A 25,351-nucleotide genomic window follows, 5' to 3' on the forward strand; every position below is an offset into this window, starting at 1 on the left:
CCTTAAACCGCCACCGGCGCCTTGATGGCTGGTGCCGGATGGTAGTCGCTGAGTTGAATGTCTGCCATTTGAAACTGGAACAAGTCGTGTTGCGCTGGGTTCAAGGTGAGCCGCGGCGGCGCCACCGGGGTGCGCTGCAACTGTTCCTTCACCTGTGCAAAATGGTTGGCGTAAATGTGCGCACTGCCGATGGTGTGAATGAATTCGCCGGGAATCAACCCAGTAACATGCGCCACTAACGCTAACAGTAGCGCATAGCTGGCAATATTAAACGGCACACCGAGGAACATGTCACCGGAGCGCTGATAAAGTTGCAGCGACAGCCGCCCGGCGGTGACGTCGAATTGGAACAAGGTGTGGCACGGTGGCAGTGCTTGACTCGGCACGTCTTCTGGATTCCACGCCGACACAATCAAGCGGCGCGAATCCGGATTCGTGCGAATCTGCGCCACCACGTCGGCCAGCTGGTCGATTGTAGCACCGGTACTGGTGCGCCACGCGCGCCACTGCGCGCCATACACCGGGCCCAGCTCACCATATGCGCGGGCAAAATCGTCATCCGCCAAGATTTGGGCATCAAAAGCTTGCTTCGTGGTGGCATACACCGCGGCAAATTCGGGATCCACCAAACTGCGCCGGCCAAAGTCGGTCATGTCTGGCCCGTGGTAATCGTGGCTCGCCACGTAACGGGCAAACGCCCACTCATCCCAGATGTGATTCTTGTGCGCGAGCAGGTAGCGAATATTGGTGTCGCCATGAAGAAACCACAACAATTCACTTTTGATTAGGCCAAACGGCACCTTCTTGGTGGTCAGCAACGGGAAGCCTTGGCTCAAGTCAAAGCGCATCTGCGCCCCAAAAATACTGCGAATGCCGGTGCCGGTGCGATCGGATTTGTCGACGCCGGTGGCCATGATGTGGTCAAGCAGCTCGAGGTAGGGGGTTTCCAGCATGAGTTGTCTCCTTAATCGGTCACGTAGTCGTCAAGTTCTGCAAAGCGGTCGAGCATGGCGTCGAGTGCGGCGTTGCCCTCGTCCAATTGGCGTTGCAAGTCGCCGAGTTTCTGGTAGTCATGGCCATCAGTCGCAGCCATTTCGGCTTGCAGCGCGGCATTCTTGGCGTCTTGGGCGTCCATCTTAGTCTGCAAGTCGCGGTATTCCATTTCTTCGGCGTAAGTCAGCTTGGTTTTCTTGGTGGTTGGTTGCGCGGCTGCAGGCTTTGGTGCAGCTGCCGGCTGGGGCTTGGCGACCGGCGCTTGGGTCGTCGCCAAATAGTCGCTGAACAAGCCCACGTGGCGCGTGATGTCGCCGTCGCCGTTGAAAATCAGTAAGGCGTCGGCGACCTTATCCAAGAAGTAGCGATCATGCGACACGGTGATGACGGTGCCAGGAAATTCGTCGAGGTAATGCTCCAACACCGTCAAGGTCGCCACGTCGAGGTCGTTGGTTGGTTCGTCGAGCAACAACACGTTAGGTTTTTGCATCAAAATATGCAAGAGATAAAGTCGCCGCTGTTCCCCACCGGACAGTCGCCCGATGAGCTCGCCATGCATGGCCCGCGGAAACAAAAATTGCTCCAGCAACTGGGTGACGCTGATGCGCTCGCCGGCATCGGTGACCAGCGATTCACCCACTTCTTGCAAGTACGCGATGACGCGCTTGGTTGGATCTAGGGTGGCGGCGGCCTGGGTGTAGTAGCCTAGCTGCACGGTGCTGCCGATTTCGACGCTGCCACCGGTGAGCGCAAGCTTGCCGGCGATGACGTTTAGCAGCGATGATTTGCCGGCACCATTGACGCCGGTAATGCCGATGCGTGCACCTGGCTGCACCAGCCAGTCGAAGTCCCGCAAAATTCGGTGTGGGCCCAGCGTCAAATCCGCGTGGTGAAATTCGATCACCTTTTTGCCCAACCGGGTACTGGCCACCTGCATCGCGACGGTGCCATTGGCGGCCGGCGCGGCGGCCAAATCGGCCTTCAAATCATTGAACCGGTTGATGCGCGCCTGCTGCTTGGTCGACCGCGCCTGCGCGCCGGCGTGCATCCAGGCAAGTTCTTGCTGATACAAGGCCTGTTGCTTGTGGGACGTCGCCGCGGCTTGCGCCTCTTGCTCGGCTTTTTTAGCGACATAGGCCTCGTAGTTGCCGTCATAGGTGAACAGGCGGCCGCGGTCGAGTTCCCAGATGTGGTTGGTGACGCGGTCGAGAAAGTAGCGATCATGGGTGACGATGAGCAAGGCGCCTTTGTACTTAGCGAGGTAAGTTTCAAGCCACGCGATGGCGGCAAAATCTAAGTGGTTGGTCGGCTCATCGAGCATCAACAAGTCCGGCGATTCGATCAAGACTTGCGCGAGCCCCACCCGCTTTTGCTGGCCGCCCGATAAGGTGGCGATGCGTTGCGTCAGGTCCGTGATGTGCAGCTGGGTCAAAATCGTTTTGATTTCAGTTTCCACATCCCATGCCGCCAGCTGCGTCATGGTCGCGTCGGCCTTGGTGTACGCGGCGGCTGCCGCCTCATCGCCTGGCGCGGCGGTGTACGCGGCCAGCGCCTGGTCGTATTGGCGAATGGCGGCAAACACTGGACTATCGCCGCCATACACCGCATCCATAATGGTCGCGTCTGGCGCCAACGCCGGGCGCTGCGCGAGGTAGCTGATGCGGTAATTTTTCGGCGTCGTCACGGCCCCGGCGTCGAAAGGATCGGTGGCGGCTAACCCATTAAGCAGCGTCGTTTTCCCCGTGCCGTTGACCCCAATTAAGCCGATGCGGTCGCCTGCATTAATCAGAAAATCCAGCTGACTGAATAATTTTTTGTCGCCATAGCTCTTCGTGACGCCTGTTGCCATCAATGTTTGCATACGTGCCTCCGCCAATAGTTTAACATGGATCTGCCCGGCTTGCCGCGAGTAACGCCGCTTGGGTGTTGGGCAGCTCACCGGCCACCACGGCTTGTGTCAGGCGCTGCAGTGTCTGGCCCAGCTTGGGGCCGGGCTGCACGCCAGCTTGAATCAAGGTCCCACCGTTAATCGCCAAGTCAGCCGCTGCATGTATCGGCAACTGGGCGTAGCGGGTCTGCACCGAGGCCGCGTCAAAATCGGGTTGCAAATAAGTTTGCGCCGCCGTCGCCGTGACGACGGCCGCTTCGCCGGCTTCATACAATTGCCAGTCGCTCGGCTGCGGCATCGCCGCCAGCAAGGTCACGGCGTGTTGCGTCGCGGCGATTAAGGCGTTGGGTTGTTTCCACGCTTTGAGTAACGGTCCAGGAGCCTGCTGCAGAAAATGGCTCAGCAACGTCCAGCCAATTTCGAGACTAGCAAACGGTGTGGCCGGTAGCGCGGCAAATGCTTGTAACGCCGACGCCTGCCCGGCTAGGCGCGGGGCAAACTCAGCTAGCCCCGTGTCGATCAGACTCGCCAGGCCTTGTTGTCGCCAGTGGCCCAAGAGCAGCCGATTAAATTCGCTGGCCACGCGCTCGACGGAGATTTTGGCCAGGAGCGCGGCGTTATCGGCAATCGCCGCCGTCGTGGCCGCTTCGATGTGAAACCCGAGCTGGCTTTCAAACCGCACGGCGCGCATCATGCGCAAGGCGTCTTCGTGGAAGCGGGCGTGCGGGTCCCCCACCGCGCGCAGGCGGTGCTCAGCCAAGTCGCTGAGTCCGGCAAATAAATCGACCACGGTACCATCGTGGCGCAAGGCCAAGGCGTTGACCGTAAAGTCGCGGCGCTTGAGGTCCTCGGCCAAGTCGCGGACAAACGTCACGTGGTCCGGCCGGCGAAAATCCTGGTAGCCGCTTTCGGTCCGAAATGTCGTCACCTCATAGCCGGTCCCGTGCAACAATACCATCACCGTGCCGTGTTGAATCCCGGTGTCGACCGTGCGAGCAAAGACTTGCTTGACCTCGGCGGGATACGCGGACGTCGCGATGTCGACGTCGTGAATCGGCAGGTGCAATAGCGCATCGCGCACGCTGCCGCCGACAAAGTAGGCTTCATAGCCGGCTTGTTCAAGTTGTTGGAGAATTGGAATCGCCCGGGCAAAATCCGGGGCGCTTAAGTCGATTTGCATCATGAGCCTCCGTTCCCTTTCATCATACCAAAAACTGGCGGGTCTGGTATGATGGATGGGATACGGGGAGGGCAAAGATGAAAAATGCACAACGAACGTTAGTCGATTTAATCCTCATTGCCTTGGGGTGTGGCCTGTATGGCTTCGGGCTGGTGACGGTGAATATTGCCAATCACCTGGCGGAAGGCGGCATCACCGGGATCACGCTGCTGATGCGCTACTGGTGGCACCTCGACCCGGCGTACGGCACGATCCTGCTGAATATTCCCTTGATCATCGTCGGCTATAAATACCTCGGCAAGCGTGGCTTAGCCTACACCGTCTACGGCACGTTGATGTTGTCCGGGTGGTTATGGCTGTGGCAGCGTTTGCCGGTGGCCTTGCCGCTGCATCACGACTTATTTATCGCCGGGGTGCTCGCTGGGTTGTTCGGCGGCATCGGCAGCGGCATCATTTATCGCCGCGGCGGCACCACCGGCGGCTCGGATGTGATCGCGCGGATCTTGGAAAAACAAACCGGCATTCCCATGGGCCGCTCGCTTTTGGTCTTCGACATTTTCGTCTTGTTGGCGAGTCTCAGCTACCTCAGCCTGGAAAATATGATGTACACGCTGCTAGCGTCTTACGTCTTTTCTCGAATCGTCGACTTCACCCTTGAAGGCGCGTATGCCGCCAAGGGGCTCTTGATTATTTCCCCGCAGTCGACGGCGATTTCCGCGGCCATTCAGCAGCAGCTGGAACGCGGCATCACCTACTTAAACGGCGAAGGCGGCTACGCGCACGACCCGACGCAGGTGGTTTACGCCGTGGTGTCCCCCACCGAAATTGCCGCGATTAAGCGCATCATCGAAAGCATCGACGCCACGGCCTTTGTCACCGTCATCGACGTGCACGAGGCGTTAGGCGAAGGCTTCACCTATGGCAAGAAACCCAAGAAACTGTTTTTCAACTAACAAAAACCGGCGCAATCGTGCGCCGGTTTTTTAGTTCTCGCGATTCAATTCGTCGAGCCGGTCTTGCATGTCGCTGTCGCTGGGCACCAACGCAAGGTATCGCGTCAAGGCGGCCTTGAGCTCGGCGGTGCTGCCTGTCGACTGGAAGAAATCGATGATGTCATGAAGAAAGTCCGGCGAGTTTTGGAAGGCGCGAAACGCCAGCAAATAATTCTCGCGCGCCGCTTTGACGTGATCGAGGCGGTCGTGGCTCTTCGCCAGGTTCCAGTAGATCTGCGGATCGATGTCCCCGGATTGGTCGATGGCGGCCAGAAACGCGATGTTCGCCTCGTCATCATGCGTCGCCAACAGAAAGTTGCTCCATTCCAGCATCACGGTTTGGTTCTCGGGATCGATGGCCAGCGCTTTTTGCAAATAGCGGCGGGCCACTTCGGGCTGTTCTAACTTCAACGCGAGGTTGGCGCCGAGCGTGAACAACGTCGGATTGGTGTCGTCGACTTGCAGCCCGTCTTGCACCGTAGCCAACGCCGCGGCTTGGTCGCCTTGCGCCTCTTGCGCCTGGGCCAGCGGTAGATAAGCCGAGGCAAAACTGGCATCGCGGTCGATCACCTGCTTCAAGACCGCGACGGCGCGTTCACTGGCCCCGGTTTGTAAATACAAGCCGCCGAGCTGAAACGCCTCGCTAGGCGCCAGCTTGCTATCGCCCACGGCCTCAAAGGCGGCAATGGCCTCTTCGTATTGGCCGAGGTTGGCCAGGCTTGACGCGTAGCGCGCCTGCACGTTGACGCCGGCAAATTCGGTTTCGTCGGCCGCCAACAGCTGCGAATAAGCCGAAGCGGCCTGAGCGTCGTGGCCCCAGGCAAAATATAATTCGCCAAGCGCGAAGGTGATCACCGGCTCGTCGGGAAATGCTTGCGCTGCGGTCAGCAGTTTTTGCTCGCTGACTTCGTACAGGCCTTGGGTTTGGTAGACGTCCGCTGCGGTCATGAGGGCTTGGCCATAGGCGTCGCTATCGGGGCCGATATCGGCCAGATACTTCAGGGCTTTGTCGGCATCGCCGTTCGACACCGCGATGTCTGCCAGCACGGTTTTGATGTCGTCTTGGTCCGGATACTTGCCTAACAGCTCCTCATACAGCCGCTGCGCCTGGCCGGTGAACCCCAAGGCGTAAAGTTCTTCGGCGAGGTTGTAGCGCGTCTCGTCGTCGTCATGGGCCAAAACCTGGGTGAACGCATCACGGGCCTTGGCCATGTCGCCTTGCTCCAGCGCCGCCAACATTTGTTCAGAATAAGACATCGTGGCCTCCTTAAACTTGTCGTCATGCTAATGTACCGCTTTGCGGCAACGGGTGCAAGCCACAAGGCAAACGCCACAGCCCAACAAAAAAGGCCCTCAACTAGGTTGAGGGCCGAAAGCATTGACTCGTTGGATTACTTCACAGCATCCTTGAGTGCCTTGCCTGGCTTGAATGCAGGCACTTTCGATGCAGGGATCTTAATCTCTGCACCAGTTTGTGGGTTGCGGCCCTTACGAGCGGCGCGAGAGCGCACCTCGAAGTTACCGAAACCAATCAATTGAACCTTTTCACCCTTAGCTAAGGATGCTTCAATCGAACCGAACACTGCGTCAACCGCAGCAGTTGCGTCCTTCTTGGTCAAGCCAGTTGAAGTTGCAACACTTTCGATCAATTCTGCTTTGTTTGCCATATGTACTTCACCTCCGTTTGTTATATTCGCTCAGCCGAAGCTGGCGAACAACTCACCTCATTGTGAGCAACGAGAATGAGGAAACAATGATAAACCGGTATCACCATTTCAAGAGATAACATATCACACAAAGCCTAGTGTGACAATGATAAATCGCATTTTTGCGCGCAATTCGAGAAAAAAGTCGGAAAATAGGAAATGAAAACCATTTTCCGGCTAAACCCGCATCACTTCCGCTTTCGCGCAATCAAGTGGATGGGTGTCCCCGAAAAGTCGAACGTTTTCCGGAGCTGATTAATGAGAAAACGCTCATAGGAAAAATGCAGTAGGTCGGGGTCATTGACAAAGACGACAAAGGTTGGCGGCAATACCGCGACTTGTGTCATATAATAAATTCTTAGCCGCTTGCCATTAATCGTCGGCGTCGGGGTGACCGCCAAGGCGTCCACCAACACGTCGTTCAAGACGGCGCTTTGGATTCGGCGATTTTGATTTTCAGAAACCGTCCCGATCATGGCTGGCAGGTTGCCGAGGCGCTGTTTGGTCTTTGCGGAGACAAAAACAATTGGCGCGTAGTCCAAATAGGCGAATTCCTGCCGAATGTGGTCCGTGAATTCCTGCAAGGTGTGGTTATCCTTGTCGGGCACCAGGTCCCACTTGTTGACCACGAGGATGATCCCCCGCCCTGCTTCGTGGGCATAGCCGGCGACTTTTTTATCCTGCTCGCGGATGCCTTCTTCGGCGTTCAACACGACCAAGACGACATCGGAGCGATCCACCGCCCGCAGCGCGCGCATCACGGCGTATTTCTCGGTGCTTTCGTACACCTTACCGCGTTTACGAATACCGGCGGTGTCGATCATCGTGAATTCCTGCCCATTGGCCGTGAACTTCGTGTCAATCGCGTCGCGGGTCGTGCCTTCGATTGGCGACACAATCACGCGGTTTTCACCCAGCATAGCGTTGACCAGCGACGACTTGCCGACGTTGGGCCGGCCGATGAACGAGAACTTGATGCTGTCGTCTTCGTCTTCCGTCCCCGCCTTGGGGAAGGCGGCCAGCACCGCGTCGAGGACGTCGCCCAAGCCGATGCCGTGCACGCCAGACAGCGGCAAGGGATCGCCGAAGCCCAGCGAATAAAAGTCGTAGATGTCTTGGCGCCGCTCGGGGTTGTCGACCTTATTGACCGCCAGCACCACCGGTTTGTCGGCGCGGTAGAGAATCTGGGCGACTTGTTGGTCGGCATCGGTAACGCCGCCTTCGATAGACGTCAGGAATAAGATGACGTCGGCTTCGTCGATGGCGATTTCCGCTTGATCCTTGATCTGGCTTAAAAACGGCTCGTCGCCAAGGTCAATCCCGCCGGTGTCGATGACGGCAAATTCTTGGCCCAGCCACTCCCCGCGCCCGTAGATGCGGTCGCGGGTGACGCCTGGGGTATCTTCGACGATCGACACGCGTTCGCCTAGGATGCGGTTGAAAATGGTCGACTTGCCGACGTTAGGCCGGCCGACAATGGCTAATGTCGGTAAACTCATGGGGTTCCTCCTCAACGCGAACAACGCGTTGCTTTGTCTAAAAAAGCGGGACTACCCGTTGCCGGGCGTCCCGCTCACTGCCACATTACTTGTTGTCGGTCTTGAAGTCTTTCAAGGCGTCACCAAGCAAGTCGCCCATCGAGAAGCCACTGTCATCTTGCTGGTATTCAGCAGGAATCTGAGTGTGGCTTTGACGGTTGTTATTCCGACGTGGCCGATCAGAACTGTTGCCACCGCGGCCGCCGCGATTGTTGTTGTTGCTGCGCGGACGGTCTTCGGAAGCACCTTCTGGGGCTTCAGTCAGCGCCTTGATGGACAGCGCCAGGCGATGCGCGTCTGGATCAACGCTCAAGACCTTGACCTGCACAGCTTGGCCTTCCTTCAACACGTCTTGCGGCGTCGCAATGTGTTCATGGGAAATCTGGGAAATGTGAACCAGCCCTTCAACCCCTGGGAACACTTCGACGAAGGCGCCGAAGTTGGTCAGGCGCTTCACCGTGCCGTCTAAGACGGAACCGGCTGGGGCCTTTTCTTCGATGTCATCCCATGGCTGTGGCAGGGTCTGCTTGATGGACAAGGAGATCCGGTCGCGGTCTGGGTCAACGCTCAAGACTTTCACCTTGACGTCTTGGCCGACCTTCAACACGTCACTTGGCTTGTCGACGTGGTCAAAGGCGATTTCGGAAACATGGACCAAGCCGTCCACGCCGCCGAGGTCAACGAAGGCACCAAAGTTGGTCAAGCGCGCAACCTTGCCTTCAACCGTGTCGCCAGGTTGAATCTTCGCGAAGATTTCCTTGCGGGCTTCCGCCTTACCGGCTTCAACAATGGCACGGTGGGACAGGATCAAGCGGTTCTCGCTTGGTTCGATTTCGATGATCTTGAATTCGAGTTCTTGGCCCTTGTATTGGGACAGGTCCTCGACAAAGTGATCGGCCACCATGCTGGCTGGAACGAAGCCACGCACCCCGGCGTTGACGACCAAGCCGCCTTTAACGACGCTGGTCACTGGCGCGGTGATGGTTTCACCGGCATCAAACTTGGCTTGGATTTCTTTCCAAACCTTTTGCGCTTCCAGACGACGCTTGGAAAGCAGGTACTGGCCGTTTTCTTTGTCCTTACCAATCGTGGAAATGACAACCAAATCAAGCTTGTCACCGACGTTCGCAACTGTCCGAATGTCATCGATTGGCTGAGTAGAAAGTTCTTTAAGAGGAACGACACCTTCAACACCGGTGCCTTCGATGCCAACGATCAGTTGCTTGTCCTCTACGGCTAATACCTCGCCCTTGACGGTATCACCGATGTGTACCGTCTCTACGCTCTTCAGCGCATCCGCCATAGTCTGGGCGTTTTCAGTTACATTGTTGTCACTCATGCCAAAAAATCCTCCTATACGACTGTCATACAGCGTCTATTGTACCGGACTCCCGGAGAAAATACCAATATTTTTTCTCACCGGTTCCAACTGCCACTTAGCGGGATTGCGCTTGCGCAACCAATGCCAAAATTTCGCTAACTTCTTCGTCGATGGTCATGCTGGTGCTGTCGAGTTCCACCGCATCGGCCGCCTTGCGTAACGGCGACGTCGCCCGGGTCGAATCCTTGCGGTCGCGCTCGGCGATTTCCGCTTCCAGCTCAGCAAGCGGCGTGGTGATGCCGCGGGCCTGGTTTTCCTTGAAGCGGCGCTTGGCCCGCTCGGCGACGCTAGCAATCAGAAAAATCTTCACCGCTGCGTTGGGCAACACGGTGGTGCCGATGTCGCGGCCATCCATCACGATGTCGTGGGCCTCGGCAATGGCGCGCTGGCGCTTGACGAGCTCGGCGCGCACGGCCGGCAAGGCGGCCACCTGCGACACGTTGTTAGTCGTTTCCGGTTCGCGAATGGCCAACGTGACGTCTTCGCCGTTCATGAACACGAGCTGCCCGTCCGCACTTGGCTGAAAACTAATGGTGAGCGCCTCGAGGTGGCGCATGATCGCCGCTTCGTCGGCCAGCGGCAACTGTGCCCGCAGCGCCATGAGCGTCACGGTGCGATACATCGCCCCGGTGTCGCAATAAATAAAGCCTAGTTTAGTCGCCACCAGTTTGGCGATGGTACTTTTACCCGACCCGGCTGGGCCGTCGATTGCAATTTGCATGCGGTGCAAGTCCTCCTTGTGTACACATTCGATTTAGTGTACCGCATTTTGCCCCACGAAAAAAGAGCGCCGCAGGGACGCTCTTGCTTACTTGACCTTTAGGGTTTGCCCGACTGAAATGGTGGAACTCGACAAACCGTTTAAGCTTTCGATTTCCGCTAGGCTCATGCCGTGGTTAACCGCGATGCGATACAAGTTGTCGCCGGCCTTAACGGTGTAGGTGTTAGTCGCCGCTGACGACTTGGCACTGCTGCTGGCACTCGACGACGCCTGGCTGCTGCTGCGCGCCGGCGTGCTCGAGCTAGTCGAAGCGGCGCTTTTCTTGGCCGCGGCTTTGCTGCTGGCGGCCGCCTTGCTGCTGGCGGCTTCGGAAGCCGCCACGGACTTCGACTTGGCCTTGGCCTTTGACGCTTTTTGCTTGCTGGTGTTCACGGTAATCTTGCTACTGGTGTAGTCGTTGTTGGCTGGGCGGTTGCTGGCCCAGGCGTTATACGCCACCGGCACGATGATGATGATGGCCAAGGCGATCCAGACGATCCACGTCAACGTCGAATTGCCGCGCTTCTTGTGCCGCGTGGCGACACGTGAAAGATTGCCACTTGCATCCCGGTCATCGTCAAATTGTTTCGCCCATGGCTGTGACTCCGGGTCAGTCTCTGGCTTGTGGTCTGTTGGCGTCGGTTTATCTGACATGACAAATGGTCCTCCTCACTGAACTATCCAAATTGTAGCATAACTGTAATCAAAGATTCTTAATATTACTTAAATATTGCCGCAAACACGCCGCGCCAATCCGTTGGCGTGGCGGCTTCGTGCGCTTGCCCCGGCGCCAGCCGCGCCAAAACATCGGCGGTCAGCTCCCCGCAGCAGTGCGCGGTGTGCGCCGGCACCGGCGAATCAAAGTGTTGCAGCAACACCGCGCGCCGGCAGCCCGAGGCGTTCAAAAGCGCCCCCATGGCATCGAAGCTCGCCGCTTTTTCACTCAGGCGATCACGCAGCTGGGCCGTGGTTTGCGCCTGGGTGAACCCGGCGTGAATGTACGCTTCGACTAGACTGATTTGCGGATCGGCAAAATCGGTAAACGCCTCGGGGTGCGCATAAATCGTGGCGATGGTGCGCTGATCTGGCAAACTGGCGGCAAATTGCTCGGCGCGCTGGTAATCGCCTGGAGCCACCAAGACGAGGCTGGCGCTGGGTAGCCCGTCGCGCCCGGCGCGGCCAATGCCTTGCGAATACGCCTCAAGCGATTCGGGCACGTGCATGTACACCACCAAGCGCACGTCGGGTTTGTCAATGCCCATGCCAAACGCGCTGGTGGCACAAATTACCTGCAACGCGTCGGCCATGAAGCGGCGCTGAATCAAATCGCGGTCATGCGCGCCTAAGCCGGCGTGGTAATACGCCGCGGCGATGCCTTGGCTGGCCAGGTGCGCCGCGGCTTGCTCGGCCTTGGCCTTGCGATCAAAATACACGATGGTCGGCGCGGCGACGGTTTGCACGACGGCGGTGAGCCGGGCGAGTTTCGCCGGTTGGTCGGCGACGGCTTCGACGCCGAGATAAACATTCGGCCGGTCCACCGAGGCAATCGAGCGCACCGGCTGGCGCAGGTGCAAGCCGGCTTCGATGTCGGCTTGGACGTTGGTCGGCGCCGTGGCGGTCAGCGCCAACACCGCGCGCGGTTGCAGCTGGGCCACCACGGCGCCGAGTTTCAGGTACGCGGGGCGAAAATCCGGGCCCCACTGCGAGATGCAATGCGCCTCGTCGACCACCAAGGCGCTGATGGTCAATTGCGTGAGGCGCCGCAACACATCCGGCCGCGTCAGCGTTTCTGGGGCGACAAACACAAAGCGATACTGGTCCAGCGCCCCCATCACCGTGGCAAAATCGGCCTGACTCAACTGGCCGGTCAACGCGACGACGCGTTTTTCCCCGCTGGTTTGTAGCCGCGCCACCTGATCATCCATCAACGCCAACAGCGGCTCGACCACCACCATCGTGCCGGGCAACAGGCGGCCGGGCAGCTGGTAGCACAGCGTCTTGCCCGAGCCCGTGGGTAACACGCCGAGCGCGTCGCGGCCGGCGAGTACGGCTTCGATGAGCTCGCGCTGGCCGGGCCGAAAACTGGTGAAGCCAAAGGTTTGTTGCAGTACGGCGGTGAGGTCCGTCATTGTGGCCACCTTCCTTGCAGCGTGAGAATCTGAAACAGGCGCACCTGAAAAAAGTCGCTGCCCGGCACTGCCGCCAGCAGCTGCTGGTAGTCTTCCGGGTCGCCCAGCGCCTGCGCGTCGAATTGCCGCTTTTGCGCCGGCGGGTAAAACGCGTCAAGCGGAAACTCGGCGCCAAAAATCGCCCCAACCAACAGGTGCTCGTTGACCGTGCTCATTTTGCGCCGCAGCGCGGCTTGAATCTGCACGCGGTTGGCCCCTTGTGCGGCCAAGGCCAGCGCCTGCGCGTTGGTGGCCGATAAAATGGCGTGCCGCCCGCCCCACAGTTGCGCCCAACTCGGATAGCGCTGCGGTTCCGCATCGAGGCGCGCCAGCAGCGCACTAAACGCCTCGATGTCGGCCAAGCGCGCTGCTGGCGTCAGGCTCAAGCCACTGCCGACATAATCGTGGCCGACTAGCCCCAGTGCCAGGCGATTGGCAGCCGGTGCCGGCAACGCCGCAAATAAAGCCGTCAACTCGGCGATGGCTTGCGGCTGCGCCAGCTGGCGATACCACTGGCGAACCCAGGCCTGCGTCGCCCAATCCGGAGTGACCGGCCGGTACTGGCGATTGCTAAAACTCGCCTCGGATAAACTTTGCACCGCCAGGTAAAACCGCCCGGCAAAGCCGTCAATGTCCATCCACGGCTGATAGCTTGCCGGCAAGGTCACGGTACTGGCCCGCGTGGCGGTCAGCCCGGTTTGATGAGTCACCAAGTCGCCTTGGCGGGTGGCCGCGGCGATCACGTCGTCAAATTCGCTGCGGGCCAGATCCGGCAGCAGCCCCACCCACTGCAGCTGGTCATGCAGCAAGGCGGCATACAGCGTCGACAAGGTTTTCTTGCCGACCAAGAGATTATAAACCGACGCGGGGCGGCGCGGCCGGTTGTCGAAAAGCGCTATAATAATCTCGAACACGTCACACCTCCGGAGGTTTCTATATGACACTATACGCCAAAGTGCAACAAGACGCCTGTATCGCCTGCGGGTTGTGCCAGCTCGCGGCGCCCAGCTTGTTCAGCTATGACGTCAATGGCATCGCCAGCTACGCGCCGGATCACAACACCGGCAGCCAACCGGTTGCTGACGTGGCGCAGGTGGCCTTTAAGCTCGCCTACACCCGCTGCCCAACGCACGCCATTAAGCGCAGCAACCAGCCGTTTCCCGCGCCGACGCCGCCGCGGCGACCGGAACTTTAGCCAAAAAAATTCCAGCCCCGCGGGCTGGAATTTTTTTTAATTAAGCTGGGTGCACGGCGCCGTGTTTTTCCAGCCACGGCATCAGCGCCTTGGCGACGGCGAAGAACACGATGGAAATCACGAGCCCCTTGATCAGGTTAAACGGAATCACACCGACCAGCACGTAGCGCAACGTGGACATGCCGAGCTTGAAGTTCCAGGCCCACAGGTATAGCGGCATCAACACTAACCAGTTCAAGACGCTCATGATTGCCGTGAGCGACAAGGTGCCAAGGCCGAGGCCCAGCAGCTGGCGCGGCACACTGGTGTGGTTGCGAATCGCCAACACCACCGGCACCATGAAGCCGACGCTGGCGATAAACGCCGCGGCGTCGCCGATCAAGTTGACGATGCCGCCGCCGGTGAACACCCAGTGCAGCAAGCTGCGGACGAAGGCGACGGCGATGCCGCCCACCGGCCCGTAAATCAAGCCGCCTAACAGCACGGTTAAATCGGAGAAATCCAACTTCAAAAACGGAAAGAACAACGGAATCCCGAAGTTCATCAACACAAACCCGACCGCCGCCAGCATGGCGACACCAACTAAGCGATAAACCTTCGAACCAGACATGACAATCCCTCCATGTTGGTCGGCTTCAGCGAGGCACAAAAAAGCCTACTTCCAGGGGAAGTAGGCCTCGTTTGTTTTGCTTTTGGTGGCAGACAAACAAGCCCCATCTTCTTTATACTAGACTCTCACTATCGGTTTCGGAATTTCACCGAATCGGCCGCGAAAACGCGGGTCGTGGACTTTACCACCGGTCGGGAATTACACCCTGCCCTGAAGACGAACCAAATATTTTATTTACAAGAGAAGTATATCCCACTATTAAATAATCCGCAAGCGTTTTCTTGCCCTATAAGCGGCGCGTTTCTGCCTGGTTCTGCCCCGCGGCTAAATCGCGCAAGGCCTGGATTTCCCGCGGCTTCAACGCGCGGTAGTCACCGGAGGTCAGCCCGTCGAGGTTCAACGGCCCGTATTGCACCCGCGACAGCTTCATCACGGGATACCCCAGCGCCTTAAACATGTTCTTGACTTGATGGTTGACGCCTTGGTGAATGGTCAACTCGACGACAGCGGTGCGCTTGTCCTTGTCGCTGGACAAAATGTTGTAGCGGCCCGGGGCCAGCTTCTTGCCGTCAATTTTCATGCCTTGGCGCATCGGGGCTAAGGCCGTGCGCGTGGGAATGCCTTGCACCTTGGCGACGTATTTTTTCTCGATGCGAAACTTCGGGTGCATCAACAGGTTGGCGAATTCGCCGTCGTTGGTCATGATCAACAGCCCCGAGGTGTCGTAATCAAGCCGCCCCACCGGGTACAGCCGCACCTGCTCGTCGGTGAAAAAGTCGGTCACCGTGCGGCGGTGCTTGTCGTCATGCACGGTGGAGACGACGCGCCGCGGCTTGTAAAACAGAAAATACTTGTGCTCGGGGTGCGACAACGGCACGCCGTCGACGGCGATGGCGTCGTGCGGGCCGACCTTCACGCCCATTTCCCGCACCACGACGTCGTTGACGGTGACCCGGCCGGTGGCAATGAGTTGCTCGGCGGCGCGGCGCGAGGCCACCCCGGCGTTAGCAATCGCCTTTTGCAGGCGTTCAGTTGGTTGTTGCGTCATGATTTTCTCCTTGAGCCCAGTCTGGCTCGGTGGTTTGATCGAATAAGTCGATGTCGCTTGGTGCGCTCACCGAGTCGATCGGCGGCAGCGCCGACAAGCTGGTTAAGCCGAAATAATCCAAGAAAAACGGCGTGGTGGCGTAGAGAATCGGGCGGCCCGGGGCGTCCTTGCGCCCGGCTTCCTTAACCAACTGGCGGCTGGCCAAGGTGGTCAAGGCGCCGGCGCTTTGCACGCCGCGCACGTCGTCGATTTCCACGCGGGTAATCGGCTGTTGGTAGGCGATAATCGCCAAGACCTCCAGCGCCGCCTGCGACAGGCCTTGCGTCGGCGGCCCGGCAAAGTAGCGCCGCACGGTGTCGGCCAAGGCCGGCTTGGTGACCAGATACACGCGGTCATCGGACCAGCGCAGCGTCAACCCGCGGTCGCCGCCGGCCAAGGCGGCGGCGTAAACGTCGAGTTGCTGGCGCGCCGCGGCGCTAGAAATGCCCAGCGTGGTGGCCAGGTCGCCAAGCGCGATGCCGGCTTCCCCGGCGGTATACAATACGGCCTCAATGGCACTCAGCATCACGCCGCCTCCTTTAACATCACGGTGATTTCGGCAAACGGCGCCGGTTGGTCACAGATGATCTGGTCGCTTTTCATTAACTCCAATAGCGCCAAAAACGTGGTGACCACCCCATCCACCGAGGGCTGCGCGACTAATTCGCGGAAGTTGACGCGGTGACGGTCGCGCAAGGTGGCCATCACCGCGCCGATGCGTTCACTCAGCGACACCGGTTCGGCTTCGATGTGGGCGATGGTTTTAGCGGTGGCGGCTTGCGCCGCCACCACGCGCTGCATCGCCGTCGTCAAGTCTCGCAGCTTAATGGCGCCAGGCGCCAAGGGAATCGCCACGTCTGCGCCGGGTAACGTTGCCGCCTTGGCGAAGGCCTGGGCGCGCTCGTGTTCGCGGTGGCGCAAGTCTGCCGCGGCCTCTTGGTACACCTGATAGGTTAAGAGTTGCGCCACCAGATCCGCCCGCGGGTCCACGTACTCTTCTTCTGGCAAATCGGGATCGGGTTCCGGCTGCGGCAGCAGCAGCTGGCTTTTCATCGCCATGAGGCTAGCGGCCATAACAAAATAATCACCAGCCACATCCAATCGCAACTCCTGCATTTGGTGCAGGTAGTCGAGATACTGGCTAGTGATTGCGGCAATTGGAATGTCGTAAATATCGACTTCGTTGGTGCGAATCAGGTGCCACAATAAGTCGAGCGGACCGGAAAAGTCCTTAAGCACGAGGGTGAGTGCCATCGTTATCCTCTTTATCTTGCTGAATGAATTTCGTAATTAACGGGCTGTTTTCCAGCGACCCCATCAGCTTGGCCTGTGGGTACAACGCGCGCAAGTCGGCCAACACGGCAAACTGCGTCGCTTCGGTGCGCACATTCGGCGACAGCGACAGGTGCCGCACCATCACAAAGTCCGGCCCGGTTTCGATCCCCAACACGCCGGTAAAATCCTCATCCGGAGCGGCCTTATACAGGTACAGCTCGTGGCCGGCCTCTTCGGTATAAAGCTTCAGCTCCGTTTGCAGATGATCATAGTCCTTCAAGTCGGGCTCAAACGACAAGAACCCCATTGCAATCTTGGCGTAATCATTCCGGTATTTCGTCAGCATAAACAAGCCTCCACTGTCACTACACTCGCTAGCAAGTGTAGCATAGTTCCCCGATTGGCGCGAATTTAGCCGCGCGGGTGCGTCTGGTGGTACACCGCCACCAGCTTTTGGTTGCTGAGGTGGGTGTAGATCTGCGTCGTGCTGATGTCGGCGTGGCCGAGCAATTCCTGCACGACCCGCAGATCGGCACCGTTTTCCAACAGGTGCGTGGCAAAACTGTGGCGCAGCGTGTGCGGCGTGACGTTTTTGGTGATGCCAATCGCGTCGATGTAGGCCTTGAGGTTTTTCCAAATGCCTTGCCGCGTCAGCGTCGCCCCGTGAAAATTGACAAACACGGTGGCCGGCGGTTGCATCCGCACCAGCCGCGGCCGGGAGCGCGTCAGGTATTGCTGCACCCAGTCGACGGCTTGCGGCGAAATCGGCACGATGCGCTCCTTGTCGCCTTTCCCGGTGACTTGCAGCAGATTCAGCGTCAGGTGCAGCTGATCCATGCGCAGGTTGACCACTTCGGAGACGCGCAGGCCGGTGGCGTACATCAGCTCAAAAATCGCGCGGTCGCGCAGCCCCAGCGGCTTGGTGACGTCAGGGGCGGCCATCAGCGCGTCGATTTCCGGGCTGGACAGCGTCGCCGGCAAATGTTGCGCCGGCTTGGGGCTGGCAATCAAGGCCATCGGGTCCGTGTGCACCAAGCCTTCGCGGCCGAGGTAGCGGTAGAACTTGCGCATGGCGCTAATCATGCGGCTCATCGAGCTTGGCGCCTTGACCGCGTCTTGGCTGGCCAAAAACGCCTGAATCACAGCCAGCTCCTCGGGTACGGCGGTGGTGTGTTGCGCCGCTAGCCACTGGGCGAATTCGGTGAGGTCTTGTTTGTAGCTGCTTTGCGTGGTTTTGGCCAAGCCACGCTCCACATCGAGATAATGGACAAAGTCTAAGATTAAATCATTCATGCGTTGCCTTCAATAAGCGGGTTTGCCCCGCCACTTCTTCCACCAGGCGCGCCTTGAGCAGGTGGCCCAGCGCGCGCTTAAACGCGCTTTTACTAATCCCAAACTGCGTGCGAATGGCGTCGGGATCGCTTTTGTCCGTGAACGGGATGGTGCCGGTGGCGGAATGCTGCAACACCGCCAACACCATCGCCGCATCGTCGTCGATGGCCTCATAGGCCCGCGGGCGCAGCGACAGGTTTAACCCGCCATCCGGGCGCACGCCAATCACCCGCGCGTGCAGGTGCTGGCCCAACCGCGGCTCCGCGTCGCGTTCACTAGGGTGAATGAAGCCGAGGAAAAAGTCATCGGTGAGCACCCGGGTGCCGGCGATTTTCAGGCGGTACACGGTGCAATCGACGTCTTCGTTCATTTGCGCAGGCTTGGCGCGGTTGGCCACGGCCGTGAAGATACTTTCGTCGGCCAGCGTCCCCCATAACCGGGCTTTTTTATCGCGGGTCAAGGCCACCATTAAGCGGTCGCCGCGGGCCGGCCATAGCCGGTTCAAGCTCGGCAGTTGGTCCAAGGACACCACAATGTCCTTGTCCGGTAAGCCGATGCTGACAAAAACGCCGAGGTCGCGGCGCACCTCCACGACTTCCGCCCAGGCGTAATGATCGTGGCCGACGGTGGGAATCTTGGTGGTCAGCCGCGCCTTGCCGGCTTGATTCTCGTAGGCAAAGCCGGTGACTGGATGGCCATTTGCGGGAACGCGGTCGAATTCGCTGGCATCTAGCGCCAAGGTCACGCCATGCGCCTGGGCGAACACTTCAGTCTCGTTTTGATCGGTGACGGTGGCCGTCACGATTTCTCCATTAAATGTTAACATGCTACTCCTTTAGTGCGCCGGCACTAGATTAAACACAGTCAAAATCACATACGTCATGCCGCTGGCAATCACCGGCCCCGCCGCGATGCCGCGGAACAAGACGACGCCAAGAATGGTCCCAAACACCAATGCCACGGTCATTTCTGGGCTGCTGGCCAATAGCCCCACGCCGCGCGCCGACAACACGGCCACCAAGACGCCCATGGCCATGGCAATCCAGCCGGCGGGGCTCTTGGCGACGCGCAACAGCTCGGTCACGCCGATTTCGCCGGTGGCAATCGGGACCATGATGGCGGCGGAAATAATCGTCACGCCCCAATTGATGCCTTGGCCTTGCAACGTCTTCAGCCACGGGTGCAGCGGCGGAATCGCCTTAATGACGATCACCGCGGCGACGCCGATGAACAGCGCCTTATTTTTCGCGAAGGCGGCAATCGCCGCGACCCCGAATAAAAATAGCCAACTTTCCATCTCGCACCTCCAGAAATTCTTCTTACTACTTTACTCGAAATCTGCGGCGATGGCCATACTTAACATAATATTTCTTGGGCCGGCCGTAAAATGTGTTCACGAATCATCGTCCATTGTTCACAATTTATGAGCAAAATCGGCCAATTTTTGCGGGCATTTTGGGAAGCGAAAAACCCTGTCAGGACGCAGGGTTCAGCCGCAAATATAAAAATGATTATGGAAACTAGGCGCATTGAGCGGCGCGTTCACCATCAGTTCTGCGGCTTCGCACCTGAATTCACGTTTAACGGCGCCTACTTTTTATCCGCCCACCAAGGGCAAATCCTTAAAACCGGCGCGCAGGGCTGATTTGACGAGGCGATTTTTTTCGGTTTTCGTGAATCATTATCCACCAAAATCCGCCAGTTCTCGTTGCTTTATGCAAAATTCATCCAGTCGCAAATTTTCGGAAAATATTAATGCCCACCCTGTGCAATTCCGCAGTAAATTAATGCCCACCGTGCGCATTAATTCGCCAAGGCGGTTAATTCCTCCGGTCGATAATCACCGGAACGCAACCAGTTGATTTCCACCCCGTAAGGCGGCACCATGTGGGTTTTATCCGGTCCGACATACGGCGTCTCCAGAATCTTCGGAATCTGAGTGAGCTGCGGGTGGTGCGCAATGGCATTCAACGCGTCAAAGCCGATGGAGCCGGCGCCGAGGTTGGCGTGGCGATCCTTGTGGCTGCCTTGCGGATTCTTTGAGTCGTTGAGGTGCACCACGCGCAACTTCGCCAAGCCAATCACGCGGTCGAATTCCTCGAGCACATCATCGAAGTGCGTCGCCACCGGGTAGCCGGCGTCGTTGAGGTGGCAGGTATCCAGGGTCACGCCGACTTTTTCGGGATGATCGAGCCGCGCGATGATCGCCGCCAGCTCCTCAAAGCTGCGGCCGATTTCCGTTCCCTTCCCCGCCATGGTTTCTAGCGCCAGGCTAACCTGGGTCTCTGCCGTCAAGATCTGGTTGAGCCCGTTGGCGATTTGGGCAATTGCCGCCTCGGGGCCGGCGCCGACGTGAGCCCCCGGGTGAAACGGCATGGCATACGCCTGCAAGGCGTCGGCGCGGGCAATTTCCTCTCGCATAAACTGCACGGCAAAGCCAAAACTCTCGGGTTTCTTGGTGTTACCGAGGTTGACAATGTACGGCGCGTGAATCACCAGGTGCGACAAGCCGGCCGTTTGCATCGCCGCCAGCCCCGCCGGCACCGCCAGCTCGGCCACCGGTTTGCGCCGGGTGTTTTGCGGTGCACCGAGGTAAAACTGCAGGCTCGTGGCGCCATAATTGACGGCTTCGGCCACGGCGCCGGGAAACATGCCGGGGGCCGCCATATGGACGTTGGCCCCAATCAAGAACTTAGTCTGTTTTTGGCTCATAAAATCTCCCCATCACTTTCACGGATTCGGTGATCGACACGAACGCGTACGGATCGCTTTTTTGCATCGCGGTTTCGAGGTCATACATTTCTGCCCGAGAAATAATCGTGAACAAAATTGTTTTCTCTTCGTGGCGAAAGGCGCCTTCCGCGTCGTGGACGATGGTGATGCCGCGGCGCAAGGTATTTTGAATCTCGTTGACCACGGCCTTTTGGTGGGCGGTGACGATCATGACCTGCAGCCGCTGCTGGCGGGTGTACAGCGAATCCATCACCTTGCCGTTGATGAAAATGGCCAGCGCCGAGTACAGCGCGTGCGGCCAGTCGTTGACAAACCCGGCGAGGAAAATGATCACGACGTTCACGGCGATGTTCACCGTGCCCACCGTGGTGCCGGTGCGCTTGCGCATGACGATGCCGAGAATATCCAGCCCGCCGGTAGAGATGTTGTTGCGCAACGCAAACCCGGTGCCCAGCCCGTTGACCACGGCGCCGAAGATCCCGCAGACAATCGGGTCGGTGGTCAAGGGCTTCACGACCCCTAGCAAGCGAATCATGATGGTCGAGAAAATGACGGCTAAAAACGTGAACAGCGTGAAGCGGTGGCCGATTTGTTTCCACGCCAGGACAAACAGCGGCACGTTGAGCAGGAATAACAAGGTCGCGGTGTTGAACAGCTCGGTGGTCGGCACGCCGAACAGCGAGACGTTGAACCACTTGCGCACCACCGTCGCCAATAACTGGGCCGCCCCGGTGATGCCGCTGGCAAAGACGCCGCCTGGCTCCCAAAACATGTTCAAGGCCAAGGCCACGCAAATGCTATAGAAAAACGCGGCGGTCAGGCGGCTCCAGTTTTGGTGCCGGCGGATCAGCCGATCGATTTCGATCACGATTATCGCTCCTTTTTTCGTCAGTGCCTTGAGTATAACAAAAAAACCGGCGCAGGCGCGCCGGTTTCGTGGTTAGTCGAATAATTTGGCGTACTGGCCGTAGCCAGCTTCCGCCAGCTTGGCGGCCGGCACGAAGCGCAACGCCGCCGAGTTGATGCAGTAGCGCAAGCCGCCCGCTTCAGTCGGCCCGTCGGTGAAGACGTGGCCCAAGTGCGAGTCGGCCTCCGCGCTTCTGACCTCGGTGCGGGTTTGCAGTAGCTTGTGATCCGTGTGCTCGGTGAGTTGGCCAATTGGCTTGGTAAAAGACGGCCAGCCGCAGCCGGCGTCATATTTATCCAGCGAGGAAAACAGCGGCTCGCCGCTGACGACGTCGACGTAAATGCCGGGCTGATCAAATTGATCGTACTCACCGGTGCCGGGCCGCTCGGTGGCGGCTTCTTGGGTCACCGCGTACTGTTCAGGCGTCAGGCGCTTGCGTAATGCTGCTAAGTCTTTTTTCATGGTCATCACCTCGCCGTTAGTATCGCCAACCACTGACTAAAAGTCAAGACTATTCGGTGAGGCTGTCATCGCCGGCGTGCTCCGCCGCCGGGTCGACGCCGGCGCGGACTTCGATGCCGAGGTCTTGCAGCTGGGCATCGGCCACCGGATACGGCGCGTTGGTCATCGGCTCGCTGGCCTTAGAATTCTTCGGGAAGGCGATGACGTCGCGAATGTTATCGCGGTGTGCCAGCAGCATGGCGAAGCGATCCAGCCCGATGGCCAGGCCACCATGCGGCGGAAAGCCGAAGTCTAACGCGTCGAGCAAGAATCCAAACGCCTTTTGGGCGCGCTGCGGGGTGAAGCCCAGCGCCTTGAGCATTTTTTCTTGAATATCGCGGGTGTGAATGCGGATCGACCCGCCGCCGAGCTCGTAGCCGTTCAACACGATGTCGTAGGACTGGGCGTGGGCGCTGTGCGGATCGGTATCCAGCAGCGCGACGTCTTCTTCGTTCGGCATGGTGAAGGGATGGTGCGCCGGCACCCAGCGCTGAATGCCTTCATCGAATTCAAACAGCGGCCAGTTCACGACCCAGCAAAACGCGTATTGCGACTCGTCGATCAAGCCCAGGTCCGCGCCAAAATGGCTGCGCAGATAACCGAGGCTGGCGGCCACGACGCTTGGCTGATCGGCGACAAACAAAATCAGGTCGCCGGCCTTGGCCTGCAGTGGCACCGTCAAGCTGCTGCCATCGCCGAAGAACTTGGCGATTGGGCCGCTGATGCCGTCTTCCGTCACCTTCAGCCAGGCCAGCCCCTTGGCCCCGAAGCGTTTGATGTAGTCTTGCTGCGCGTCGATGGCCTTGCGGGAATACTTCGCCGCGCCGCCTGGGAGGACGATGGCGCGCACGGCCCCGCCGTTAGCCACGGCATTGGCAAAGACTTTAAAGGTCGAATCGGCGACCAGGCTCGACACGTCTTGAATTTCCATGCCGAAGCGCAGATCCGGCTTGTCGGAGCCGTACTTGGCCATCGCGTCGGCCCATTCAATGCGCCGGAACGGCAGCTTCACCGAGACGCCTTGCACATCCTTCATCACCTTGGCGATCAGGCCTTCCGTCAAGGTCTGAATCTCTTCGGCGGACAAAAAGCTGGTTTCCATGTCGATTTGGGTGAATTCCGGCTGACGGTCGCCGCGCAAATCCTCGTCGCGGAAACACTTGGCGATTTGGTAGTAGCGGTCAAACCCGGCGCCCATCAACAACTGCTTGAACAGCTGTGGCGACTGCGGCAAGGCGTAAAAGCTGCCTGGGTACACCCGCGACGGCACGAGGTAGTCGCGCGCGCCTTCCGGGGTGCTGGCGGTGAGCGTCGGCGTTTCGATGTCTAAGAACCCGTTGGCGTCGAAGTATTCATGCACGGCCCGGGTGATTTTCGCGCGTGTGATGATCGCCTCTTGCATCTCCGGTCGGCGCAAGTCGAGGTAGCGATACTTCAGCTTGGTTTCCTCGGTGGCGGTGACGCCGTCTTCGATTTCAAACGGCGGCGTCTTGGCGGCATTCAGCACGGTTAGCGCGCTGACCTCCACCTCGACTGCACCGGTGGCCATTTTTGGGTTGACGGCTTCGGGCTTGCGCGGCCGCACCACGCCGGTGGCCGCGATGACGTATTCGCTACGCAGCTTTTCGGCCTGGGCCAAGGCGGCCTCGCCGAATTCCTTGGAGAACACGAGCTGGACGATCCCCGCCCGGTCGCGTAAGTCGATAAAAATCAAGTTGCCGAGGCTGCGGCGTTTTTGCACCCAGCCCATCAAGGTCACGGTTTGGTCCACGGCAGCAGTCGTGACCTCCCCGGCATACATTGTTCGTTTCGTCATGTTAATCTTCCTTTGCTTGCGCATAAACTTGCGCAAAGTGTTCCCGCAACTCGCTCATCGGCAGCGTTTGTTGCTCGCCGCTGGCCATCGCCTTGACTTGCACCGTGTCGGCCTCCAGTTCGCTGTCGCCGATGGTCAGCACCAAATCGGCGCCGACCTTGTTGGCGGTTTTGAACTGGGCCTTGGCTTTGCGGTCGAGGTAATCCATATCCACGGCAAAGCCTTGCTGGCGAATCGCGCTGGCCAACGCCATCCCGGTCGCGGTGGCGGCCGGCGAAATCGTCACGATGTACACCGGCACGTGGGGCGCTGGCACCTGGCCGGCCGCCAGCAGCATGGCGCGCTCCACGCCCATGCCAAAGCCGATGCCTGGCGTTTGCGGGCCGCCGAGTTCTTCCACCAAGCCGTTGTACCGGCCGCCGGCGAGCACCGTGGTGTAGCCGCCGCCGAAGACCGGGTCGTCGCTCATCAATTCGAAAATGGTGTGGTTGTAGTAATCCAACCCGCGCACCATGTCGGCGTCGATGTCATAGGCGATGCCCATGTGATCCAACAAGTCCTGCACGGCGGTAAAATGCTGCTGGGCAGTTGCGCTGAGAAAATCGAGGATCTTCGGCGCGCCTTTGACGATTTCCTGGTCGTGCGCATCCTTACTGTCGAGGATGCGCAGCGGATTTTTCACCAGGCGCACCTGGGAATCGTGCGACAGCTCGGCTTGGTACGGCGTCAGGTACGCCACCAGCGCCTCGTGATACGCGGCGCGAGATTCGGGGTCGCCCAGCGAGTTAATGACGACGCGAATCGACTTGGCACCCAAGCCCATCAGCAAGTCGCGCCCCAAGGCAATGGTTTCCGCATCGATGGCCGGCGTTTCGGCGCCAAAGGCCTCGACGCCGATTTGGTGGAACTCGCGTTGGCGGCCACTCTGCGGCCGCTCGTAGCGAAACATCGCGCCCATGTAATACACCTTGTAGGGCTTTTGGAATTCCGGCCCGTATAGTTTATTTTCCACGTAGGCGCGCACGACGCCGGCGGTGCCTTCGGGGCGCAGCGCCATTTTGCGGCCGCCTTTGTCCTCAAAGGTGTACATCTCCTTGGTCACGATGTCGCTGGTGTCGCCGGCACTGCGGGAGAAGACCTCTTCGTTTTCAAATAATGGCGTGCGAATCTCTTCGTAGCGATAGCGGGCGAGAATGTCGCGCGCCGTGGCCTCCACGCGCTGCCAAAGCGCGCTTTGGCCGGGCAGAATGTCTGCGGTGCCTTTCGGTCGTTGATAATGCATAATTGCC

Annotated in this window: 27 protein-coding genes and 1 riboswitch; of the genes, 3 read left to right on the forward strand and 24 right to left on the reverse strand. The window is 59.0% G+C overall.

Annotated elements, in window-relative coordinates; translation table 11 throughout:
* Positions 1 to 2: 2 nt before the first annotated feature.
* From FD02_RS04075 to FD02_RS04085, 3 genes are read right to left on the reverse strand one after another with little or no spacing between them, the layout of a single operon-like run.
* Positions 3 to 953 (reverse strand): thymidylate synthase, encoded by a 951-nt coding sequence (locus tag FD02_RS04075; RefSeq protein ID WP_056950701.1) that lies wholly within the window; start codon positions 951 to 953, stop codon positions 3 to 5.
* 11 nt (positions 954 to 964) lie between these two features.
* A complete protein-coding gene (locus tag FD02_RS04080) occupies positions 965 to 2,854 on the reverse strand; it encodes an ABC-F family ATP-binding cassette domain-containing protein (protein WP_056950706.1) in 1,890 nt (629 codons plus the stop codon).
* Between the two features lie 19 nt (positions 2,855 to 2,873).
* Positions 2,874 to 4,061 (reverse strand): CCA tRNA nucleotidyltransferase, encoded by a 1,188-nt coding sequence (locus tag FD02_RS04085; protein WP_056950708.1) that lies wholly within the window; start codon positions 4,059 to 4,061, stop codon positions 2,874 to 2,876.
* 77 nt (positions 4,062 to 4,138) lie between these two features.
* Between FD02_RS04085 and FD02_RS04090 the strand changes: the two genes are divergently transcribed.
* Positions 4,139 to 5,014: a YitT family protein gene (locus FD02_RS04090; RefSeq protein WP_056950711.1), complete on the forward strand. Its 876-nt coding sequence runs from the start codon at positions 4,139 to 4,141 to the stop codon at positions 5,012 to 5,014.
* A gap of 30 nt (positions 5,015 to 5,044) precedes the next feature.
* On the opposite strand, the gene FD02_RS04095 is transcribed toward FD02_RS04090, so the two are convergent.
* The 8 genes from FD02_RS04095 to FD02_RS04130 all read right to left on the reverse strand — a co-directional run bounded on the left by FD02_RS04095 (position 5,045) and on the right by FD02_RS04130 (position 13,520).
* On the reverse strand, positions 5,045 to 6,310 hold the full coding sequence (locus FD02_RS04095) for a tetratricopeptide repeat protein (protein ID WP_054723442.1): 1,266 nt from the start codon (positions 6,308 to 6,310) through the stop codon (positions 5,045 to 5,047).
* A gap of 134 nt (positions 6,311 to 6,444) precedes the next feature.
* Positions 6,445 to 6,720 (reverse strand): HU family DNA-binding protein, encoded by a 276-nt coding sequence (locus FD02_RS04100; RefSeq protein WP_054723441.1) that lies wholly within the window; start codon positions 6,718 to 6,720, stop codon positions 6,445 to 6,447.
* Between the two features lie 227 nt (positions 6,721 to 6,947).
* Complete coding sequence (gene der, locus FD02_RS04105; RefSeq protein ID WP_056950716.1) at positions 6,948 to 8,258, reverse strand: ribosome biogenesis GTPase Der; 1,311 nt, start codon at positions 8,256 to 8,258, stop codon at positions 6,948 to 6,950.
* An 85-nt stretch (positions 8,259 to 8,343) separates the two neighbouring features.
* The gene (gene rpsA / locus FD02_RS04110; RefSeq protein WP_056950717.1) at positions 8,344 to 9,636 is read right to left on the reverse strand and encodes a 30S ribosomal protein S1; all 1,293 of its coding nucleotides are present in this window, start codon (positions 9,634 to 9,636) and stop codon (positions 8,344 to 8,346) included.
* Between the two features lie 97 nt (positions 9,637 to 9,733).
* Positions 9,734 to 10,399, reverse strand: coding sequence for a (d)CMP kinase (gene cmk / locus FD02_RS04115; protein ID WP_056950719.1), 666 nt, complete (start codon positions 10,397 to 10,399; stop codon positions 9,734 to 9,736).
* A gap of 87 nt (positions 10,400 to 10,486) precedes the next feature.
* Positions 10,487 to 11,092, reverse strand: a complete 606-nt coding sequence (locus tag FD02_RS04120) for an SAG1386/EF1546 family surface-associated protein (RefSeq protein WP_054723440.1) — start codon at positions 11,090 to 11,092, stop codon at positions 10,487 to 10,489.
* A 65-nt stretch (positions 11,093 to 11,157) separates the two neighbouring features.
* A complete protein-coding gene (locus FD02_RS04125) occupies positions 11,158 to 12,567 on the reverse strand; it encodes a RecQ family ATP-dependent DNA helicase (protein WP_056950722.1) in 1,410 nt (469 codons plus the stop codon).
* Complete coding sequence (locus FD02_RS04130; protein WP_056950725.1) at positions 12,564 to 13,520, reverse strand: YpbB family protein; 957 nt, start codon at positions 13,518 to 13,520, stop codon at positions 12,564 to 12,566. Before FD02_RS04130 ends, FD02_RS04125 begins: the two co-directional genes overlap by 4 nt.
* Before the next feature lie 23 nt (positions 13,521 to 13,543).
* On the opposite strand from FD02_RS04130, the gene FD02_RS04135 reads away from it, so the two are divergent.
* Positions 13,544 to 13,801, forward strand: a complete 258-nt coding sequence (locus FD02_RS04135; protein ID WP_054723579.1) for a ferredoxin — start codon at positions 13,544 to 13,546, stop codon at positions 13,799 to 13,801.
* 40 nt (positions 13,802 to 13,841) lie between these two features.
* On the opposite strand, the gene FD02_RS04140 is transcribed toward FD02_RS04135, so the two are convergent.
* From FD02_RS04140 to FD02_RS04175, 8 genes are all read right to left on the reverse strand, one after another.
* The gene (locus FD02_RS04140) at positions 13,842 to 14,411 is read right to left on the reverse strand and encodes an ECF transporter S component (protein ID WP_054723578.1); all 570 of its coding nucleotides are present in this window, start codon (positions 14,409 to 14,411) and stop codon (positions 13,842 to 13,844) included.
* Positions 14,412 to 14,512: 101 nt separating this feature from the next.
* A riboswitch (FMN riboswitch) is annotated at positions 14,513 to 14,633 on the reverse strand.
* A gap of 64 nt (positions 14,634 to 14,697) precedes the next feature.
* A complete protein-coding gene (locus tag FD02_RS04145; RefSeq protein ID WP_056950728.1) occupies positions 14,698 to 15,459 on the reverse strand; it encodes a pseudouridine synthase in 762 nt (253 codons plus the stop codon).
* Positions 15,440 to 16,024 carry an SMC-Scp complex subunit ScpB gene (scpB, locus tag FD02_RS04150; RefSeq protein WP_082603295.1) on the reverse strand — a complete coding sequence of 195 codons (585 nt, stop codon included), beginning with the start codon at positions 16,022 to 16,024 and terminating at the stop codon, positions 15,440 to 15,442. The genes FD02_RS04145 and scpB overlap by 20 nt, the downstream gene beginning before the upstream one ends.
* Positions 16,024 to 16,752: a segregation and condensation protein A gene (locus FD02_RS04155; RefSeq protein ID WP_054723395.1), complete on the reverse strand. Its 729-nt coding sequence runs from the start codon at positions 16,750 to 16,752 to the stop codon at positions 16,024 to 16,026. The genes scpB and FD02_RS04155 overlap by 1 nt, the downstream gene beginning before the upstream one ends.
* On the reverse strand, positions 16,730 to 17,119 hold the full coding sequence (locus FD02_RS04160; protein WP_054723396.1) for a hypothetical protein: 390 nt from the start codon (positions 17,117 to 17,119) through the stop codon (positions 16,730 to 16,732). Before FD02_RS04160 ends, FD02_RS04155 begins: the two co-directional genes overlap by 23 nt.
* A gap of 65 nt (positions 17,120 to 17,184) precedes the next feature.
* Entirely contained in the window at positions 17,185 to 18,066 is an 882-nt protein-coding gene (gene xerD / locus FD02_RS04165) for a site-specific tyrosine recombinase XerD (RefSeq protein ID WP_054723397.1), read from the reverse strand.
* Entirely contained in the window at positions 18,059 to 18,931 is an 873-nt protein-coding gene (locus tag FD02_RS04170; RefSeq protein WP_056950734.1) for a CvfB family protein, read from the reverse strand. Before FD02_RS04170 ends, xerD begins: the two co-directional genes overlap by 8 nt.
* 9 nt (positions 18,932 to 18,940) lie before the next feature.
* On the reverse strand, positions 18,941 to 19,402 hold the full coding sequence (locus FD02_RS04175; protein ID WP_054723398.1) for a DUF441 domain-containing protein: 462 nt from the start codon (positions 19,400 to 19,402) through the stop codon (positions 18,941 to 18,943).
* 126 nt (positions 19,403 to 19,528) lie between these two features.
* Here FD02_RS04175 and FD02_RS11450 point away from each other — a divergent pair, with 126 nt between their 5' ends.
* Positions 19,529 to 19,750 carry a hypothetical protein gene (locus FD02_RS11450; protein ID WP_156408229.1) on the forward strand — a complete coding sequence of 74 codons (222 nt, stop codon included), beginning with the start codon at positions 19,529 to 19,531 and terminating at the stop codon, positions 19,748 to 19,750.
* 158 nt (positions 19,751 to 19,908) lie between these two features.
* On the opposite strand, the gene FD02_RS04180 is transcribed toward FD02_RS11450, so the two are convergent.
* The 5 genes from FD02_RS04180 to hisS form a co-directional block, all read right to left on the reverse strand.
* Positions 19,909 to 20,817, reverse strand: coding sequence for a deoxyribonuclease IV (locus FD02_RS04180; RefSeq protein WP_056950737.1), 909 nt, complete (start codon positions 20,815 to 20,817; stop codon positions 19,909 to 19,911).
* Positions 20,798 to 21,706: a YitT family protein gene (locus FD02_RS04185; protein WP_056950740.1), complete on the reverse strand. Its 909-nt coding sequence runs from the start codon at positions 21,704 to 21,706 to the stop codon at positions 20,798 to 20,800. The genes FD02_RS04180 and FD02_RS04185 overlap by 20 nt, the downstream gene beginning before the upstream one ends.
* A 72-nt stretch (positions 21,707 to 21,778) precedes the next feature.
* On the reverse strand, positions 21,779 to 22,207 hold the full coding sequence (gene msrB / locus FD02_RS04190) for a peptide-methionine (R)-S-oxide reductase MsrB (RefSeq protein ID WP_156408230.1): 429 nt from the start codon (positions 22,205 to 22,207) through the stop codon (positions 21,779 to 21,781).
* A 49-nt stretch (positions 22,208 to 22,256) separates the two neighbouring features.
* Positions 22,257 to 24,062 carry an aspartate--tRNA ligase gene (aspS, locus tag FD02_RS04195; RefSeq protein WP_056950746.1) on the reverse strand — a complete coding sequence of 602 codons (1,806 nt, stop codon included), beginning with the start codon at positions 24,060 to 24,062 and terminating at the stop codon, positions 22,257 to 22,259.
* 1 nt (position 24,063) lies between these two features.
* Positions 24,064 to 25,344 carry a histidine--tRNA ligase gene (gene hisS / locus FD02_RS04200; protein ID WP_054723400.1) on the reverse strand — a complete coding sequence of 427 codons (1,281 nt, stop codon included), beginning with the start codon at positions 25,342 to 25,344 and terminating at the stop codon, positions 24,064 to 24,066.
* Between the last annotated feature and the right edge of the window lie 7 nt (positions 25,345 to 25,351).

The organism is Lacticaseibacillus nasuensis JCM 17158 (genome assembly GCF_001434705.1).
In the GTDB taxonomy this organism is placed as follows: Bacteria; Bacillota; Bacilli; order Lactobacillales; family Lactobacillaceae; genus Lacticaseibacillus; species Lacticaseibacillus nasuensis.